Below are 18,412 nucleotides of genomic sequence, written 5' to 3' on the forward strand. Positions count from 1 at the left end.
TTTTATCCCCCAACCAACTAAAGGATTTGAAAAAATTAGAACGTAGTTTATCGCTTACCTCTGTAATTGCCATTAGTATAGGAGGTATGCTGGGTAGCGGAATTTTTGTGCTCCCAGGCTTGGCGGCCGCCAAAACAGGTTCTTCTGTATGGCTTGCCTATTTATTGGCAGCTGTCTGCATATTGCCTGCGGCACTATCAAAATCAGAGTTGGCCACTGCAATGCCTTCTTCAGGAGGCACATACGTATACATTGAACGAGCTTTTGGGCCACTTCTTGGCACCATAGCCGGTATAGGGCTTTGGCTATCCCTCCTCTTTAAAAGTGCCTTTGCCTTGGTTGGTTTTGGAGCATATCTGTCCATATTAGTACATATAGCCCCGGGATTAACAAAGTACATTGCCTTGATTTTTTTGGCGATAATTCTTTTTCTGAATATTCTGGGTGTTAAAAAGGTTGGCAAGGTTCAAATCGTTATTGTGACCATTAGCCTTGTTACGCTAGCTCTAATTTTAATCTTTGGCCTACCAAAAACATCACCTGAACTTTTAGAGCCTTTTTTATTGGAAGGGAATATGGGTCTGTTTTCTACCGTAGCATTTGTCTACATCTCCTATGCCGGGGTCACCAAGGTCGCTGCGATTGCTGGTGAGATAAAGAATCCAAGCACAAATTTGCCTAGGGCAATGATTCTCTCCTTACTTATCATGACTTCGATTTATGTGTTCATGGCCTTTGTTTTGGTAGGTAATATTCCTTTGGACTCCTTGGGTTCCGATATTAAACCGATATACACCATATCTCATCTCTTAGGAGGAAAATATGTGGGTTATGCTGCGGCCATTATAGGTATTGTAACCTTAATTTCCATGGCAAATTCCGGGGTTTTGGCCTCATCTAGATTTCCCTTTGCGATGGCGATAGATAAGCTACTGCCAAGCTTTATGGCGAAGATTCATTCGCGTTACTTAACGCCGGTGGTAACGATTGTCATGACCTGTTTTGCCATGGCCTTGGTCATCTTATTTTTAGACGTGGAGAAAATTGCAAAATTGGCCAGTGCATTTATGGTAATGATGTTCATATTGGTCAACGCCTGTGTCATTGTCCTTAGGGAAACGGCCGCGCAATGGTATAATCCGCCTTATCGTTCGCCGTTTTATCCTGTGTTACAGCTTTTTGGAATAGGCACGGGAATAGCTTTGCTCGTGTTTTTGGGATTGGGCCCAATGCTTGCTATAATCGCCATATTCGTTATCGGATTACTTATTTATTTCAAGTTTGGGAAAAATGCCACTCGTACAGGAATTTTAAGGAAATATGGACATCGACCCGCATTATATCTTTTTTACAAGCGAAAGAAGAGAGAACAGTTTGCCTACAGAAAAAATCAGCCCATAGCCGAACAAAATTTAGACGGACAATTGGTTTCCGATGCCGGTGTGGTAGTACCGCTCTTAGGGAATGAGAAATCTGCAGAGATGTTGGTGGAAATTGCGGCGGCCATCAATAAAAAGGAAAAAATACAGGCCGTAAATATCACTGAGGTACCGAACCAGACTTTTTTAGATGCTTTTGAGGAAGAAGAGAATCCGCAGGTAACCTCGCTAGACAGAAGAATTGCCAGTTTGGCGGTATCTAAGAATATCGAAATAGATTTTGAGGCCGTCGTTACCCATGAAATGTCAGATACCATACACGAACTTAGTAACCAGACACATTGCGATTGGTTGGTCATGGGTTGGAACGGCAGGGCGCACAGTGGTATTCTTGTGAGCAACCCTGTAGGGTGGCTGCTGACCCATATCAATTCTGATTTTGCCCTTTTCAAGGACAATGGTGTTCGGTACATTAGTAAAGTATTGTTGCCGCTAAGGCCAGGCCGAAAAGAGAAAAATTTTGTTGCTGTTGCCGATAGAATATGTAAGTTTTATGGCGCCTCGTTGACCCTATTGCACGTAGTGCCAGAAAATACCACAGAGGAAGCCATCACCGACATGAAGAAAAAATCTCAAAAACTTTTGACCAAGGTAGAAACGAAAGGTATGGTTTTCGTTCAAAAAAGTGATGACTCTATCGCTGCGATATCCAAAGCTTCGGCCAGTTTTGATTTACTGATTCTTGGCACCCCACAAAAGGACAATTGGATCAGTGTGCTGTTCGGAACAGGAAAAGATAAGTTTACGGAAAAGTCGGCCTGTTCGGTCTTACGTCTTACCATGCGTGACTAATGATTTTTAGTTTTGATTAAGATTGCAGCGTAGATGAAACGAGGCATACTCCATTTTAAGACAACTCTCTTTATATTTACTATTTTTACCAAAAACAGTTTTAATGCTAGAACTAGCGGGAATCATAATTTTAGGTATTATAGCACAGTGGGTAGCTTGGCGCCTAAAATTACCGGCAATATTACCATTGATTTTAATAGGGCTCTTGGTAGGGCCGATAGCCACACTATTTACTGAAGACGGAGGTAAACTGATAGAACCTATTTGGGATGGTGAAAAAGGTCTTTTCCCAGGCGAAGGGCTGTACTATTTTGTTTCGCTTGCCATTAGCATTATTCTTTTTGAGGGAGGTCTTACGCTGAAACGTTCAGAAATTAGAAACGTAGGTCCTATGATTACCAAGTTGATTACCATAGGAAGTGTGGTAACTTTCTTTGGTGCCGGTGTTGCCGCCCATTATATTTTTGGTCTTAATTGGCAGATTTCATTTTTGTTCTCTGCATTGATCATTGTGACTGGGCCAACGGTAATTACACCGATTTTAAGAAACATTCCACTGAAAAAGGATGTTTCTGCGGTATTGAAGTGGGAAGGAATCCTTATTGACCCCATAGGCGCATTGGCCGCCGTTTTGGTCTTTGAATTTATAAGTGTTGGGGAGGGCCAAGGCTATACGTTGACCGCACTCATAGAATTTGGAAAAATACTCTTATTCGGATTCACTTTTGGATTCACCTTTGCGCACGCCTTGGCATTTGCTATTAAAAAGAATTTTATTCCACATTATCTTTTGAATGTGGTATCACTTTCTGTGGTGCTTTTGGTCTTTGTAGAGTCCGATATTTTTGCTCATGAGTCCGGGCTTTTGGCCGTGGTAGTTATGGGAATGGTCATGGGTAATATGAATTTGCCTAACATCAAGGAACTTCTTTACTTCAAGGAGTCCTTGAGCGTTCTTTTGATATCCATACTTTTCATACTGTTAGCGGCCAATATCAACATATCCGATTTGGAGCTTATTTATAATTGGAAAACAGTAGCGCTTTTTGCGGTTATTGTTTTCTTGATAAGGCCTATAGGAGTATTCCTCAGTGCCCAAGGCTCCAATCTAAAATTCAACGAAAAATTATTTATAAGTTGGGTGGGTCCCAGAGGTATTGTTGCGGCCGGTATAGCCTCACTTTTTGGGTCTAAGCTGTTATCAAGGGGAGAGCCAGGTGCGGAATACATCACCCCATTGGTATTTATGATTGTACTGGGTACCGTTTTACTGAATGCAACTACAGCTAGGATATTTGCAAAATTAGTAGGTGTTTTTCTAAAGAAATCCGAAGGTATCTTAATTGTTGGGGCATGCAAGGTTTCTCGTTTAATCGGTAGTTATTTACAACAGAATAACCGTCATGTAGTATTGATAGATAGTAACCGGGATAATATAGAAAAGGCAAAGAAAAAAGGATTGGAAGCCTTTAATGCCAATATTTATTCTGATTCGCTTTCCAATAATATAGAACTTAACGATGTTGGTTTTCTAATGGCACTAACGGGCAATGTGGATATCAATAAATTTGCTTTGAACAAGTTCAAAAATCAATTTGGTGAAAATGGCTCTTTTAGGTTAGTGACGCCAGATGAGATGAAAGATCCGGAAAATAATCCCAAAGAGGGGCTTTTTTCTCATACGGATGATTATATACGTTTATCGCAAGCTGCCAGAAATAATCCTACCATTCATGAGATAGAATTAAAGGATGCTGAGCATTATAAAGAACTTATAGAGATTACCAAGGCGGATGACGCAATAATTCCTTTATTCTTAAGAAGCCCAGAAGGGGATATTGAAATTATACCGGCCTTTAGCGAAGATTTTACTGAAATTCAAGAAGGATTTAGATTGGCTTATTTAGGTAAGCTATTCCCTGTTGAGGAAGACAATTAAGTTGACTTGGAATGAGCCTACGAGACATGCGAAAATAACTAAATATGACCTTGGAGCATTCGCAATCTCAAATATAAATTAAATATGCTAAATCGAAACTTCTGTTATTTTGTTGTTTTTCTGACTTTTCCTGTCAGAAGTAATCCTATTCCAGCACCAATAAATATTCCAGAAACGAAGTCAGTTGCATCATTTTGAATAACAAATTTTACTACAATTCCCAGAACTAAAATTGTAAATCCAATAATTCTTACTTTAGTCATTAGTATATTAAGTTTTAATAGCTCTCCACAATGAAAAGCAACACTAGGTTGAATTAATAATTAAGAAGCCCTTAATCATTTAGCTTAAGAACCGCCATAAAGGCTTCTTGTGGCACTTCTACGTTCCCCACTTGGCGCATACGTTTTTTACCTTTCTTTTGTTTCTCCAAAAGCTTTCTTTTTCTAGAAATATCACCACCGTAACATTTGGCGGTAACGTCTTTACGAAGTGCCTTCGTGGTTTCCCTAGAAATAATTTTTGCCCCTATTGCTGCTTGAATGGGAATATCAAACTGTTGTCTAGGGATAAGCTCCTTCAGTTTTTCACACATCTTTTTACCTATGGTAACGGCGTTATCGGCATGTATAAGCGCAGATAGGGCATCTACGGGCTGTGCGTTCAATAAAATATCTACACGTACCAATTTGGAAGTTCGCATTCCTATTGGCGCATAGTCAAATGAAGCGTACCCTTTGGAAACCGTTTTTAGACGGTCATAGAAATCAAACACTATTTCCGCCAGTGGCATATCAAAATTGAGCTCAACACGTTCGGTTGTTAAGTACGTTTGATTGGTAATCTGGCCTCTTTTTTCAATACAGAGCGACATTACATTACCCACAAAATCGGACTTTGTAATAATGGTTGCCTTGATATAAGGTTCTTCTACCCGGTCAATTGTGGAAGGGTCCGGCAAATCGGAAGGATTGTTAACGATGATAGGTTTGTCGGGGTCCCTGCGCGTAAAAGCATTGTAACTAACATTGGGAACGGTCGTAATTACCGTCATATTAAATTCGCGCTCCAAGCGTTCCTGAATGATTTCCATATGAAGCATTCCCAAAAAGCCGCAACGGAAACCAAAACCTAGGGCGGCACTACTTTCCGGGGCAAAAACTAAGGAAGCATCATTTAATTGCAATTTTTCCATGGAAGTCCTGAGCTCCTCAAAATCTTCGGTATCTACAGGGTAAATACCTGCAAAGACCATAGGCTTTACGTCCTCAAAACCGGCAATTGCATTTTCCGTTGGTTTTGCCGCATCCGTAATGGTATCTCCTACCTTTACTTCCCTTGCATCCTTGATGCCTGTAATCAAATACCCCACATCTCCTGCCTTTATACTTTTCTTGGGATGCTGTTCTAGTTTAAGCGTACCTACCTCGTCGGCAAAATAATCCTTATCGGTGGCAACAAATTTTATTTTTTGTCCTTTCTTAATTTCACCGTTGATAACCCTAAAATAGGTTTCTACGCCTCGGAACGGATTATAAACAGAGTCGAAGACCAATGCTTGTAACGACTCATCCAAGTTTCCTTCTGGAGCAGGAACCCGCTCAATAATAGCGGCAAGTATTTCCTCGATGCCAATTCCGGTCTTTGCACTCGCCGGGATAACCTCTTCGGCATCACAACCTAGAAGATCTACAATATCATCCGTAACTTCTTCCGGACTTGCACTGGGTAAGTCTACCTTATTGAGTACCGGAATAATTTCCAAGTCGTTTTCTAAGGCCAAGTATAAATTACTAATGGTTTGTGCTTGAATGCTTTGAGCGGCATCAACCACTAGTAATGCCCCTTCACAAGCGGCAATGGACCTGGAAACTTCGTAAGAGAAATCTACATGACCAGGAGTATCGATTAAATTCAGAATATACTCTTCTCCCTTATACGTGTATTCCATCTGAATAGCGTGACTCTTTATGGTAATACCACGTTCACGTTCCAAATCCATACTGTCTAGCAGCTGTTCTTTCTTCTCCCTCTCGGTAACGGAGCCGGTAAAGTCCAAAAGCCTATCGGCCAAGGTGCTTTTACCATGGTCTATATGGGCAATGATGCAAAAATTTCGAATGTTTTTCATAGCGTATGAACAAGTGATGTCGCCACTAAAAACCGTGTTTGATGTAGTCTCTAGAAGCAATTGCAAATATAATCTAATTTAAGGCGAAACTTTAGCCTGAAACATGCAAAATACTATGTTGGCGAAGAATCACAAAAAGCCTATAGGATTACCTATTTTGAAAGAAAAGAGGTATTAATTTGTTAGCTTTGATATTCAACCCAAACATAAAGTGAAACTGCTACTACTTTTTCTTATGGTATTCCTTGGAGTTTCCCAAGGGGTTTTATCCCAAACGTATACCCTATCGGGAGAAGTTAAGGATGACACTGCTGTTGCTGTTCCTTTTGCATCGGTCTTTTTATTGGCCACCACAGATTCTACTTTAGTCAAAGGCACATCCGCAGATGAGAGCGGTTTTTTTGCCATAGACGGAATAACCGAAGGCCTTTATTTTTTAAAGGCAAGTTATATTGGCCAAACTTCGGAAAATCTGGCTCTGGACATTACCAAGGATGTTAAGATAGGTGCATTGATCATCGCGCAAAGTTCGCAGGTATTGGATGAGGTCGTGGTTACGGCAGGTAGGCCAGTGGTAGAGCGAAAAGTAGATAGGTTGGTGTTCAATGTAGAAAATACGGTATTATCCCAGAGCAGTTCTTGGGAAATTCTACAACAGACTCCAGGGGTAATCTCTATGCAAGATGAACTTCAAATACGAAACCAGACCGCCACAATTTATATAAACGACCGAAAAGTGCAACTTAGCTCAGAGGAGGTTAGGAATTTATTGGAAAACTACCAGGGAGAAAATATAAAGTCGGTAGAGGTCCTTAGCAATCCACCGGCGAGATATGATGCAGAAGGTGGCCCAGTACTGAATATCGTTACCAGTAAGAATATTTCATTGGGCTACAAGGGAAATATCAACACTAGGTACACCCAAGGAGTTTTTGCTAAATACAATATAGGCACATCGCACTTCTATAAGACCGAAAAACTGAATTTAAACGCCAGTTATTCCTTTGCACCCAGAAAGGTTTTTAAAGATGTGGAAAGCATAACTAATTTTAACGATGACACGGGTATTTTTTCGCGCTGGGAGACAGATTTTGACCAAACCAACCGGTTTGAAACGCATAACATTGGGCTGGTTTTGGACTACACTTTTGACGATAGAAATGAACTAAGCCTAACCTCCAATGCGCAATTATCCCCAGAGAGAACCTATGATTATTTTCAAGATACGCGTATTGAAAATGGGCAAGGGGCCCTGGATTCTACCTTTACCACTGCCAGTTTTTTAGACGAGACCAAGAACAATGTTTCCGCGGACCTTACATTTAAACATACTTTCGAAGAGAAAGGTTCCTTAACACTAAACGGGCATTATACCCATTTTGACCTGCAGCGGTCTCAAGAAGTGAACTCCGATTATTTTCTGCCCAGTGGCGATTTTATAAGGGATTTTGATTTTTTTACCAACGCACGGCAAGATATAGAGATTGGTACGGCACAGTTGGATTATAGCACACTTTTTGGCACCGTCAGTTTTGAATCCGGTATTAAGGCATCTTTTATTGACTCCCAAAGCAAACTGGATTTTTTTGATTTGAACAACGGGCAGGTACCGGTCGCGGAGCTTTCCGACGATTACCTGTACGACGAACAAGTCTTTGCAGGTTATTTTAGCCTTTCCAAGGATTGGGAAAAATGGAGCTTAAAGGCCGGTCTAAGGGCAGAGCAAACGGAAAGTTCCGGTAATTCGGTGGCACTCTCCACCATTAATGAGTTATCGTATTTTGAGCTTTTCCCAACACTCTATGTGCTGCATAACGTGAACGAAAATCATAGCTTTGCTTTTGATTATTCCAGAAAACTGACCAGACCCCGATATGAGGATTTAAATCCGTTTAGAACATTTGTAAACGAGAATCTTTTTTTTGACGGGAATCCTAACCTGCTTCCAAACTTTAGCAACAATTTCAATTTAAATTATACGCTGAAACAAGAATTCTTTTTTGATTTTTACTATAGGGACAATGGTAATTATATTTCCACGCTTACTTTTCAGGATAATGAAAACCAGACCTTAAGAGATGTTACCCAGAATGTTTTAGAAAGTACTTCGTACGGATTTGATTTTAACTACGGAAAATCCATTACGAACAACTGGTATCTCTATAGCTATATTTCCATTTTTCATGAAGATGAGACGTTTTTAGCTCTGGAAAGTGACAACGTTCCCGCAAGGAATGAGTTTGACGGGTTTTATGCGGACCTTACCAATTATTTGACGCTATCCAAAGACGGAACGCTTAAAGGGGAATTGGGGCTTACCTATTTATCTGGCTTTCTGCAGGGGTCTAGCATACAGGCAGAGACTACGAATCTTACCTTTGGATTGCGAAAATCGTTTTGGAAGCGCAGGGCATTAGTAAGCCTTGCCGTTAACGATATTCTCGGAAAAGCCAACGGCAGGGTCACCTCAAAATACTTGAACCAGGACAATAATTTCCTGGCCATTCCTGAAACGCAGTATGTGCGTTTTGGCTTTACCTATAATTTTGGAAATTACAGATTAGAGGATAATGACAGGGAGATAGACAAAATAGAACGGGAGCGCCTTAGTAGCGAGGAATGATATCCCGGTCTCATTTCAATATTCTTTTAACGCGTAGGATAATTCCGAATAACTTCATTATATTTGAGATACACCTACACTATTAATGAAGAGGGATTTTTATTTGCTTTCCATTTTTGTGTTACTTGTTTCCCTCACAAGTGCACAGGATTATAAAATTAGCGGCACCGTATTAGATGCGGAAGGCAATGCCTTAGTCTATGCCAACGTAGTTTTAGAGTCTAATGATGGCAACCCCATTAAAGGCACGGCTACGGATGAAAACGGTCAATTCCTTTTAGAGGGTATTGTTTCTGGAGACTACAGGTTATACGCCAGCTATATTAAGAGTACATCCGAAGTACGAGTACTCTCCGTAAAGTCGGATACGGATGTTGGAAATTTGCTCATCAATCAAAATACGCAGGAATTAGAAGAGGTCGTAGTTACTTACGAGAAGCCCACATTAGTGCAAAAAGCGGACAGATATGTTTTTAATATAGAAAACAGTGCCTTGGCCGATAGTGATATTTGGGATGTGTTAAAAAATACTCCCGGCGTGGTTATCATCAATGATAAAATTACCATTCAAAATACCGGCAACATTAGTGTTCTTATAAACGGACGTAGGGTAAATATACCCGAAAGCGATATCATAAACCTACTTTCTGGCAGTTCTGCGAGTAATGTAGAAGCGATTGAGGTCATTACCAATCCGCCAGCAAAATATAGTGCCGAAGGTGGACTTTTGATAGACATTAAAATGAAGAAAAATATTATTGCCGGGTATAACGGTTCTATCTATAACCGGTATTCCCAAGGTGTTTTTCCAAAGCATACCCTGGGGACGGACCACTTTTTTAAGGGTAAGCGAACGGATTTCTCAATGAACTATTCTTTTAGGAAGAACAAAAACCTAAGACGCTACACGGATATCACTAATTTTTTTGAAGAAAACAGTGTAGATGAGACCTGGCAAGCAGAACAGCAAAATATTTCAATGACAGAGCAGCACAACGTTAATCTATTTTTCGATTATCAACCAAACGACAAGAACACCCTAAGTTTTTCCTCTATTAATTCCTTAAGACCATTTGGCGATACATTTTTGAATTCTGAAACACAAATAACGGATACCCTAGGGCAACCGAACGCCAGCTTTAACACAATTAATAATTCGGATGCCAATTACTACAACACTTCCTATTATTTAGACTGGAAACATGAGATAGATGAGGATGGCCAGCAGTTAGCGTTCAATACGCATTACACCTTCTACAACTACACAAGAGAGCAGGATATTGCCACCGATTTCTTTGATAATGATAGGAACCTCACCGGTGAGAACGACTTTGTCACCCAGTCCGACCAACGAACAAACCTGTTCAGTCTTCAACTAGATTATACAAAGCCATTAGGAAAGACAACCACTTTTGAAACAGGGTTGCGCTATGCCACCATTAACAGCGATAATGCCATAGAACAGTTGGGTTTTACCAGCGATCAGCCCGGTGTTAGCCCAACAGAAATCGGAAATTTTGTCTATGACGAACGTATTTCCGCAGGGTACCTGAGCATGGACCATAGTTTGGAGCAATGGAAGCTCAAAGCAGGACTACGAACGGAATATACCGAAACGGTAGGAGATTTGGATGCCGGTGCCAACAGAACAAAAAACTCCTATCTGGAATTTTTCCCCTCATTTTCCGCTTTGTATACCCCGAACAAGAAGAACTCCTTTAAACTTAATTACTACAGACGTATTACCCGACCTCGGTACGATTGGCTCAATCCCTTTCAGTATTTCCAAAGTAACAATACTACGGTAGAAGGCAACCCCGATCTCATACCCTCCACAAGAAACTCCATATCGCTGGCCTACACCTACGACAAGACCTATACCTTTACCGCATTTTATTATAGGCGTAAGAACGAGTTTCTGCAGCAGGTGTTTCAGGATAACGAGGCCAATCTCTTACGGTTTATCGCTACAAATCTAGATAGCAATAGAAATTACGGTGCAGATATTGTCTTTAACAAAAAACTGACAAGTTACTGGTCTTCCTACGCGCTTCTGAGCTATTTTAATAGGGAAAACACTTTCCGTGATTTTGATACGGGAGAATTATTTGTGAATTCTATATGGTCTGGATTATTGCGTTTACGGAATAGCTTTACATTATTGGAGGACAAATCACTTTTTGCTGATGTAAATTACAGTTATTACGCTCCAACATTTCAAGGAAACGCTAGGCAAGATGAAGTAAGCACTTTGGGATTGGCCTTTAGAAAAACTCTATGGGACAAAAATGCCAGTATTTCGTTGGCTGTTGAGGATATTTTTAACGGGGGAAATTATTTTTATACCAGAAGATTTGCAAATCAAAATAACACCACTTCCTCGAGAAGGGAAACACGACTCTTTGTCTTTGGGTTTAGGTATAAGTTCGGTAACACTAGGATTAAGGACAACTATAAAAGAAAACGGGTGGACGAACGCAGTAGGATTTAATTAAAACCCGCCCATCATCGTTCCGCAAATACCAAAGCTCACCAGAAGGTAGACCCCAGCTAATATCAGCAGTATTTTTCCCGCTTTTTTCTTTCCTTTGGATAAAAGGATGATGCCAATAATACCTAAAACTAAGGCGGGCCCTAACAGGATCAAAAAAATCAAGGCTACAAGGCCGTCTAAATTACCGACTTCTAAAAACATGGGCTTTTTGAATTTTGATTAATGATGTTACACATATTCATTTTGAAGCTCTTTTAACCGCTCAACCTTATCGTCCCTGTAGAACAAGTTCATAGTCTCAAAAGGTATGATCTTATAATCCTTGTTTACGATATGCACACAAGACTTCTTTATGGCCCTAACATCAAAATTATGGGCATCTATAAATTGCATGATAATAATACGGAACAGGTTGTCATAGCCCAACTCGGGAGCATCTATTTCCGGAAGACAACACATAATGCTCTTTAAGTTCTCCGAAGCCTTCTCCACGGAATTACCGGTACTAAAAAGGTCTATCATCTTACCATGTAGCTGTTCGTCTTGCTCATAGATGATGGTGTTCTTGCCCTCGTTCAGCAAATCTTCAGGGTTAATGAACCGTGTAAGCGGACTCACGTCATCTCCCAATTTCAGGGCGTAGGCCATAACCAAGGCATCAGGATTACAGGGAACGGGAATTAAATCGTCCGGTTCAAATATGGGAGATTGTTCCAATATTTTTCTTCGTACCTCGGTCAAGGTTATTCTGTTCTCATCCACCTCAAAATTATCCAACCTACCAGCGATCTGCGTAGGCTGAAAGGTAACTCCGCGTATACATTTTTGCTTTAGGGCAAAATCTATTGTGGCCCCCATCTCGTGGTCGTTCAATCCTTTCTGTAGTGTAACGACCAAGGTTGTAGAGAGATTAAGTTGGTTCAAATGTTCAATGGCCTTTAATCGAATATCCGCCAAATCTGCTCCGCGCAAGGTTTGCAATACCTTGTTATCCAAGGAATCGAACTGAAGGTAAATCTCAAAATCCGGTGCGTAGCTGGCCAATCGCTTTGCAAAATCAAAATCCCTCGCAATTTTTATACCGTTGGTATTCAGCATTAAGTGACGGATAGGAAGCGTTTTGGCATAGTCCATTATTTCAAAAAACTGCGGATGTATGGTGGGCTCGCCACCGCTGAGTTGCACCACATCGGGTTCGCCTTCGTTCTTTACGATGACATCAAGCATTTTTTTGACTTCCTCCAAGGTCCTGTGCCGCCCATAGGAAGGGGAGGACCCTGCATAACAGGTAGGACAGGTAAGGTTGCAACGGTCCGTAAGCTCTACAACGGTAAGACAAGAATGTTGTTCATGGTCAGGGCAAAGTCCGCAGTCGTAAGGACACCCGTAATGGGTCTGGGTGTTAAAGGTTTTGGGGTATTCCGAAGCTTTGTTATAGTTGCGGATGTTTTTATAGTATTCAATATCATCCGCAATAAGCACTTTAGAACGGCCGTGTTCTTTACAGTTTTTAAGCATGTAGACGTTTTCGTTCTCAAAAACGATCTTCGCATCTACCCTTCTCAGACATTCCGGACACAGGCTTAAGGTAAAATCATAATAGGTATAGTTTTTTTGCGACATAGGAAATTCCTCTAAGGATAAATTTACGGTAGTACAATAGACAAATTAAGCATAAATATTGGATGCTGCTCAAACCTAAAATGAAATAGGAATTAGGTTTTAAAAATTCCATGAAAAAGCGAAAGCTAAAATAGCTGACCATGAACAGTTTAAAGAAGCTGCCCGTGGGCCAACATTTTTCACGCTGCTGTAACTGGCGTATAAGAAGGAACAACAGCAAAAGAAATACCATTTCATATAGTGCTATAGGATGTCTGGGAACCCCATCCCCTAAATCAATACCCAAGAAAAAGGCAGTTTCTTTCCCATAGGTAAACTCCTTGGTTCCTGCTAAAAAACATCCCAAACGTCCAATGCCAATACCTAAAATTATGGGGAGCGTAAAAAGGTCTCCGGACGATTGCTTTTCGCCAATGATTTTCTTTGCCAGTTCTACCCCTAGCAGTCCACCGAAAAGCCCACCCATGATGGTTTTATTATTCAGGAGATACAACCAACCCTGTTCCGCGTGCAACACAGGGTTTTCTAAAAATGCTACGACCCTAGATAGTAGTAAAGCACCGAATATGGCACCGATGATAATGGAGAGTCGGTTGTTAGCCGAGATCGTATCCGTGCTTTTGTTCCGCAAATAAACGTAGTACCTAAAAGCGATAAAAAAAGCTAGGTATTCCAGCACTAAATGCGCATTAATTTTTATGCCGAATACAACAGGCTCATAGGGAATGGTCAGCAATAACACCTTATTTACTTCCTTTAGAGGACTCAGGGGAGGCCTCTTGCCACTCCGCAATAAACAGGTTGGTATCTCGTGTTCCCCCATTATTTCGGTTGCTGGAGAATGCTAAATACTTCCCGTCGTTAGAAAAGACGGGGAAAGCATCAAAGGTTTCCCCATGGGTAACGCGCTCCAAATTTTTACCGTCGATGTCGATAAAGTAGAGATTGAAAGGGAAACCCTTTTCAGCCTCGAAATTGCTGGAAAACAGTATTTTTTTTCCAGAGGGATGAAAGAACGGACTCCAATTGGCATTACCAAGGAACGTTAATTGTTTTAGGTCGCTTCCATCGGCATTGCAGATAAACAGTTCCATTTCCGTAGGTTCCACTAAACCTTCCGCTAGTAGGTCTTTATATTTCTTGATGGCTTCCGGTGTTTTAGGACGTGAGGCCCTAAATATTAATTGAGTCCCGTCCGGCGAGAAAAAGGCACCTCCGTCGTAGCCCAGTTCATTCGTTATCTGCTGTACGTCCGTGCCATCAATGTTCATGGTATAAAGCTCTAAATCGCCACTGCGGGTAGAGGTAAAGACAATTTTATCCCCCTTGGGAGAAACTGTGGCTTCCGCATCGTAACCAGGTTCGGCGGTAAGTTGTGCGGTAATATTTCCTTCCAAATCGGAAACGAAAATATCAAAGGAGTCATATACGGGCCACACATAATTTCCGTTTTTCCGTAAAGGCACTTCAGGGCATTCTTTGTTCGCCAAATGCGTAGAGCCATACACGAAATGTTTGTTGTCCGGCAGAAAATAGGCGCAGGTGGTACGTCCCATCCCGGTGCTTACCATAGGCGGAATAGTATCCTTGAAATTATCTTCAATATTCATAAGGAACATCTGGTCACAGTTCATGCCCCATCCTTTATTGTTCGACTGAAAAATCATTTGGGTATCGTCCCAGTTCCAGTAAGCCTCGGCATTGTCTCCGCCAAAGGTAATCTGTCGGATACTTTTAAAATATTTCTCTTCCGGATAGATAAGCGTATCGTTCCCGGCCATTAAGGAAATTGTTTTTTCGGCTTTGGACTGCGTTTCTTTCGGGTCTGGCTTACAACTACCCAATAGGAATAGGAAACTCAAAACAAATAGAATTCTCATAGGATGTGTATTTTTGTCAAAAATAAACGCTATGCTAGGTAAATGCTCCATTTTACTCTTGTTTTTTCTTGTTTTCGGCTCCTGTAAAAAAGAAATCCTGAAGACTGTAAGCCTGGAAGAAGATGTCGCTTTTCTGGCCTCGGACAGTTTAAAGGGCAGGGAAACGGGCACGCCGGAGGAGTTGATAGCTGCAGATTACATAAGGACGCGTATGGAGAACATAGGATTGCAGCCCAAGGGGAATGCGGGCACCTATTTCCAGACCTTTACCTTTAAGCCCAAGACCGACCCACATTCTGAAGTACAGTTCGTTAACGGAGATAGCACTATTACGGGAACGAATGTAATAGGTTATATTGATAATAAGGCCGATAAAACGGTAATCATCGGCGCGCATTATGATCATTTGGGAATGGGTGGCGAAGGTTCGTTGTACGCAGAAGGAGAGGCCATCCATAATGGAGCGGACGATAATGCGAGTGGCGTTGGAATACTACTACGACTTGCCCAAAAATTAAGGGACACGCTTACGGGCAGTAACTATACCTTTATTGCTTTTTCGGGAGAGGAAATGGGCCTGTTGGGAAGCAACTACTTTTCAAAAAATCCCACTATCGATTTTACGAAAGCCAATTATATGATCAATATGGATATGGTGGGGAGGCTACGTGAGAATAAGACGCTTTCCATTAGTGGCACGGGAACCGCGCCTGTTTGGGGACAGGTGCTTAACGCCACCAATCCAGGATTTAAGCTGGTTTTGAACGCATCTGGCGTTGGACCAAGCGACCACACTTCGTTCTATCTTCAGAATATTCCCGCACTTCATTTTTTTACGGGTCAGCATAAGGATTACCACAAGCCCTCCGATGATTCGGAGAAATTGAATTACGAGGGAATGGAAATGATCGGCGACTATATACTCGAGATAATTGCGGAGTTGGATGATGCTAGCAAATTGTCCTTTAGAACTACCAAGAACGAAAGTGAAGACGTGCCTCGGTTTAAGGTGGCCCTTGGCGTTATGCCAGATTATCTATTTGATGGAAAAGGGATGCGTATCGATGGCGTTACCGAAGGAAGACCGGCGGCCAAGGCTGGACTTCTAAAAGGTGATGTGGTCATACAACTGGGTGATAGTACCGTGGTTGATATGATGAGTTACATGCGCGCACTGTCCGCCTTTGAAGAAGGAGATACGACCCAGGTTAGGGTCAATAGAAACGGTGAACAGAAGAAGGCGACCATCACTTTTTAAATTTGATGTAATTTTGCAGACCAAAGCACACGAAGATGCCTAAAATAGGAGACATACAATTAACCGATTTTCCCTTGTTGCTTGCACCGATGGAAGATGTAAGCGACCCGCCGTTCCGTGCGCTGTGCAAGGAGCAGGGAGCCGATGTGGTGTATACGGAATTCATCTCTTCGGAAGGTCTTATCAGGGACGCCGCCAAGAGCGTTATGAAGCTGGATATCTATGAGAAGGAAAGACCTGTGGGCATTCAGATTTTCGGCGCCAATCTGGAGTCCATGTTACGGTCGGTAGAAATTGTAGAGAAATCCGGTCCGGATATTATTGACATTAATTTTGGCTGCCCCGTAAAAAAAGTGGTTTCTAAAGGTGCCGGTGCCGGTATTCTAAAGGATATTGATTTAATGGTATCCTTGACCAAGGCCATGGTGGAACACACCAAACTTCCGGTAACGGTAAAGACCCGTTTGGGGTGGGACGAGGATTCCATAAAAATAGTTGAGGTGGCCGAACGTTTACAGGATGTAGGCTGCAAGGCCATAGCTATTCATGGCAGAACGCGGGCACAGATGTACAAAGGAAATGCCGATTGGCATCCCATTGCGGCGGTAAAGAACAACCCTAGGATGCACATACCCGTCTTTGGAAACGGTGACGTAGATTCTCCGGAGGCCGCGATGAAAATGCGCGATGAATTTGGTCTCGACGGTGCTATGATAGGCAGGGCCAGCATAGGATATCCATGGTTTTTCAGAGAGGTAAAACACTACTTTGAAACAGGTACACATTTGGCGCCGCCAACTATGCAAGAACGCGTAGATGCCGCTAGGAGACACTTGCAAATGTCCATTGCATGGAAAGGTGAAAAACTGGGCGTTTTTGAAACCCGTAGGCACTATACCAATTATTTTAAGGGCATTCCCAATTTTAAGGAGTACCGCATGAAGATGGTTACCAGTGACGAATCCGTAGATGTTTTCGCCGCTTTTGACGAGGTGTTACAGAAATTCGGAGACCACGAATTTAGTTTAGGCTGAGATTAATTTCTTATTGATCCGACTACTGGCAATTTTTGAAGCGATGACCCCAAGAACCAATATGGTTCCTAGGACTATAAAAACATTTAGGAGTCTATATTCTACCGGATAGGCCAGCGATGGGGTAATCCGGAGCCATCCAAAGAGCAGTTGCGACCATATCAGTAAGGAGCCTATTAAAACACCTATGATTCCGCCTAGGCCTGTGACCAAGACCCCTTGCACAAAATAGATGCGCCGAAGTTCTTTGATGGTAGTCCCTAAACTGAACAGGGTTTTGGAGTTCTGTTGTTTGTCCAGTATCATCATAATAATGGCGCCGACTACGTTAAAAAGGGCGATAATTAGTACAAGTGTAAAGATGAGGTAGGTGGCAACATTTTCTGTATTCAGCATTTTGTAGAGCGTGCTGTTCAGTTCTTCCCTGTTTTTTAGTGCTATATCATCACCTAAAATGCTATTTAAAGAGGCTCTAACCTCTTGAATATTCGCATCGTCATCAAGCTTAAAATTAATACCGGAATATTGGGTTTCGTCCTTTTCCAGCAAAGCCTGTGTAAGCGCTAGGTCGGCAAAGACATATTTATTGTCCAAATCCGCTTCCACGGCGTATACACCGGCAATGACCATTGGTGCCTGATTGTATAAAGAACGTATGCTCTGTTGGGAAATAGAGCCGGTTCCGGGTTTAAAGGCATAGATCTGCATGGGGCTGCGAAACTGGTTGATGGTAACCCCAAGAATATTCGCAATCCCGATACCGGATACCACCTGTTTTTCGTTTAGGGCCCAATCGCCGATGTAGAGCGTGCTATCAACTGGGATTACTTTGATGTAGTTGGAATCTATTCCTTTGATATAGGCGATATGGTTTTTGCCTTTATGCTCCAGATACACCTTTTCCTCGATTTCTTTTGCATAGTGTGCTAGCCCTTCTACGGCAGATAGTTTTTGTTCCTGTGCGGGTGTCAGCCTGAAAAATTTTCCGGTAACGGGCAGGGCTTTCAGTTCCGGGTCAAATGAATTGGTAAAGGAGAGACTAAAGGTCTTTAGTCCGGCAAAACCGGACAGCACTATAAAAAGTGCGGCAGAACCGATGACTATAACTAAAAAAGTAATAAAGTTTATGATATTTACCGCATTCTGGCTGCTCTTGGAACGCACATATCGTTTGGCTATGTAGAGCGGAAAGTTCAAGG

The 18,412-nt window shown here is 41.8% G+C and carries 13 protein-coding genes; 6 read left to right on the forward strand and 7 right to left on the reverse strand.

All coding sequences use genetic code 11. The features are described 5' to 3' along the window. Positions 1–26 precede the first annotated feature (26 nt). Both EJ994_RS13465 and EJ994_RS13470 read left to right on the forward strand, forming a co-directional pair. Positions 27–2,231, forward strand: coding sequence for an amino acid permease (locus EJ994_RS13465; RefSeq protein WP_206507139.1), 2,205 nt, complete (start codon positions 27–29; stop codon positions 2,229–2,231). Positions 2,232–2,334: 103 nt separating this feature from the next. After that, positions 2,335–4,170: a cation:proton antiporter gene (locus EJ994_RS13470; protein WP_126592959.1), complete on the forward strand. Its 1,836-nt coding sequence runs from the start codon at positions 2,335–2,337 to the stop codon at positions 4,168–4,170. Between the two features lie 104 nt (positions 4,171–4,274). Here EJ994_RS13470 and EJ994_RS17455 read toward each other — a convergent pair whose 3' ends face one another. Together EJ994_RS17455 and lepA are read right to left on the reverse strand one after the other, a co-directional pair. Continuing rightward, positions 4,275–4,433, reverse strand: coding sequence for a hypothetical protein (locus tag EJ994_RS17455; protein WP_164721469.1), 159 nt, complete (start codon positions 4,431–4,433; stop codon positions 4,275–4,277). 71 nt (positions 4,434–4,504) lie between these two features. Next, positions 4,505–6,301 carry a translation elongation factor 4 gene (gene lepA, locus EJ994_RS13475; RefSeq protein ID WP_126592960.1) on the reverse strand — a complete coding sequence of 599 codons (1,797 nt, stop codon included), beginning with the start codon at positions 6,299–6,301 and terminating at the stop codon, positions 4,505–4,507. A 211-nt stretch (positions 6,302–6,512) separates the two neighbouring features. On the opposite strand from lepA, the gene EJ994_RS13480 reads away from it, so the two are divergent. Together EJ994_RS13480 and EJ994_RS13485 are read left to right on the forward strand one after the other, a co-directional pair. Next, positions 6,513–8,924 carry a TonB-dependent receptor family protein gene (locus EJ994_RS13480; RefSeq protein WP_241240788.1) on the forward strand — a complete coding sequence of 804 codons (2,412 nt, stop codon included), beginning with the start codon at positions 6,513–6,515 and terminating at the stop codon, positions 8,922–8,924. Positions 8,925–9,009: 85 nt separating this feature from the next. After that, positions 9,010–11,415, forward strand: coding sequence for an outer membrane beta-barrel family protein (locus EJ994_RS13485; protein ID WP_126592961.1), 2,406 nt, complete (start codon positions 9,010–9,012; stop codon positions 11,413–11,415). Here the strand turns inward: EJ994_RS13485 and EJ994_RS13490 are convergent, their stop codons facing one another. From EJ994_RS13490 to EJ994_RS13505, 4 genes are read right to left on the reverse strand one after another with little or no spacing between them, the layout of a single operon-like run. Further along, positions 11,416–11,619, reverse strand: a complete 204-nt coding sequence (locus EJ994_RS13490; protein ID WP_126592962.1) for a hypothetical protein — start codon at positions 11,617–11,619, stop codon at positions 11,416–11,418. Positions 11,620–11,646: 27 nt separating this feature from the next. Then, positions 11,647–13,041, reverse strand: coding sequence for a radical SAM protein (locus EJ994_RS13495; RefSeq protein ID WP_126592963.1), 1,395 nt, complete (start codon positions 13,039–13,041; stop codon positions 11,647–11,649). Then, positions 13,013–13,777 carry a prolipoprotein diacylglyceryl transferase gene (locus EJ994_RS13500; RefSeq protein ID WP_241240789.1) on the reverse strand — a complete coding sequence of 255 codons (765 nt, stop codon included), beginning with the start codon at positions 13,775–13,777 and terminating at the stop codon, positions 13,013–13,015. The genes EJ994_RS13495 and EJ994_RS13500 overlap by 29 nt, the downstream gene beginning before the upstream one ends. Positions 13,778–13,784: 7 nt before the next feature. Then, positions 13,785–14,921 (reverse strand): TolB family protein, encoded by a 1,137-nt coding sequence (locus EJ994_RS13505; protein WP_126592965.1) that lies wholly within the window; start codon positions 14,919–14,921, stop codon positions 13,785–13,787. A 31-nt stretch (positions 14,922–14,952) separates the two neighbouring features. On the opposite strand from EJ994_RS13505, the gene EJ994_RS13510 reads away from it, so the two are divergent. Together EJ994_RS13510 and dusB are read left to right on the forward strand one after the other, a co-directional pair. Beyond that, positions 14,953–16,179 carry a M28 family peptidase gene (locus EJ994_RS13510; RefSeq protein ID WP_126592966.1) on the forward strand — a complete coding sequence of 409 codons (1,227 nt, stop codon included), beginning with the start codon at positions 14,953–14,955 and terminating at the stop codon, positions 16,177–16,179. Positions 16,180–16,214: 35 nt separating this feature from the next. Beyond that, a complete protein-coding gene (gene dusB / locus EJ994_RS13515; protein WP_126592967.1) occupies positions 16,215–17,213 on the forward strand; it encodes a tRNA dihydrouridine synthase DusB in 999 nt (332 codons plus the stop codon). Here dusB and EJ994_RS13520 read toward each other — a convergent pair. Next, a complete protein-coding gene (locus EJ994_RS13520; RefSeq protein WP_126592968.1) occupies positions 17,205–18,410 on the reverse strand; it encodes an ABC transporter permease in 1,206 nt (401 codons plus the stop codon). The genes dusB and EJ994_RS13520 overlap by 9 nt on opposite strands. Between the last annotated feature and the right edge of the window lie 2 nt (positions 18,411–18,412).

Source organism: Maribacter sp. MJ134, assembly GCF_003970695.1.
In the GTDB taxonomy this organism is placed as follows: Bacteria; Bacteroidota; Bacteroidia; order Flavobacteriales; family Flavobacteriaceae; genus Maribacter.

Coding starts and splice junctions, on each gene's coding strand:
- EJ994_RS13470 (WP_126592959.1), top strand. CDS start 2,335: ATGCTAGAACTAGCGGGAATCATAATTTTAGGTATTATAGCACAGTGG.
- EJ994_RS17455 (WP_164721469.1), bottom strand. CDS start 4,433: ATGACTAAAGTAAGAATTATTGGATTTACAATTTTAGTTCTGGGAATT.
- lepA (WP_126592960.1), bottom strand. CDS start 6,301: ATGAAAAACATTCGAAATTTTTGCATCATTGCCCATATAGACCATGGT.
- EJ994_RS13485 (WP_126592961.1), top strand. CDS start 9,010: ATGAAGAGGGATTTTTATTTGCTTTCCATTTTTGTGTTACTTGTTTCC.
- EJ994_RS13490 (WP_126592962.1), bottom strand. CDS start 11,619: ATGTTTTTAGAAGTCGGTAATTTAGACGGCCTTGTAGCCTTGATTTTT.
- EJ994_RS13495 (WP_126592963.1), bottom strand. CDS start 13,041: ATGTCGCAAAAAAACTATACCTATTATGATTTTACCTTAAGCCTGTGT.
- EJ994_RS13505 (WP_126592965.1), bottom strand. CDS start 14,921: ATGAGAATTCTATTTGTTTTGAGTTTCCTATTCCTATTGGGTAGTTGT.
- EJ994_RS13510 (WP_126592966.1), top strand. CDS start 14,953: ATGCTAGGTAAATGCTCCATTTTACTCTTGTTTTTTCTTGTTTTCGGC.
- dusB (WP_126592967.1), top strand. CDS start 16,215: ATGCCTAAAATAGGAGACATACAATTAACCGATTTTCCCTTGTTGCTT.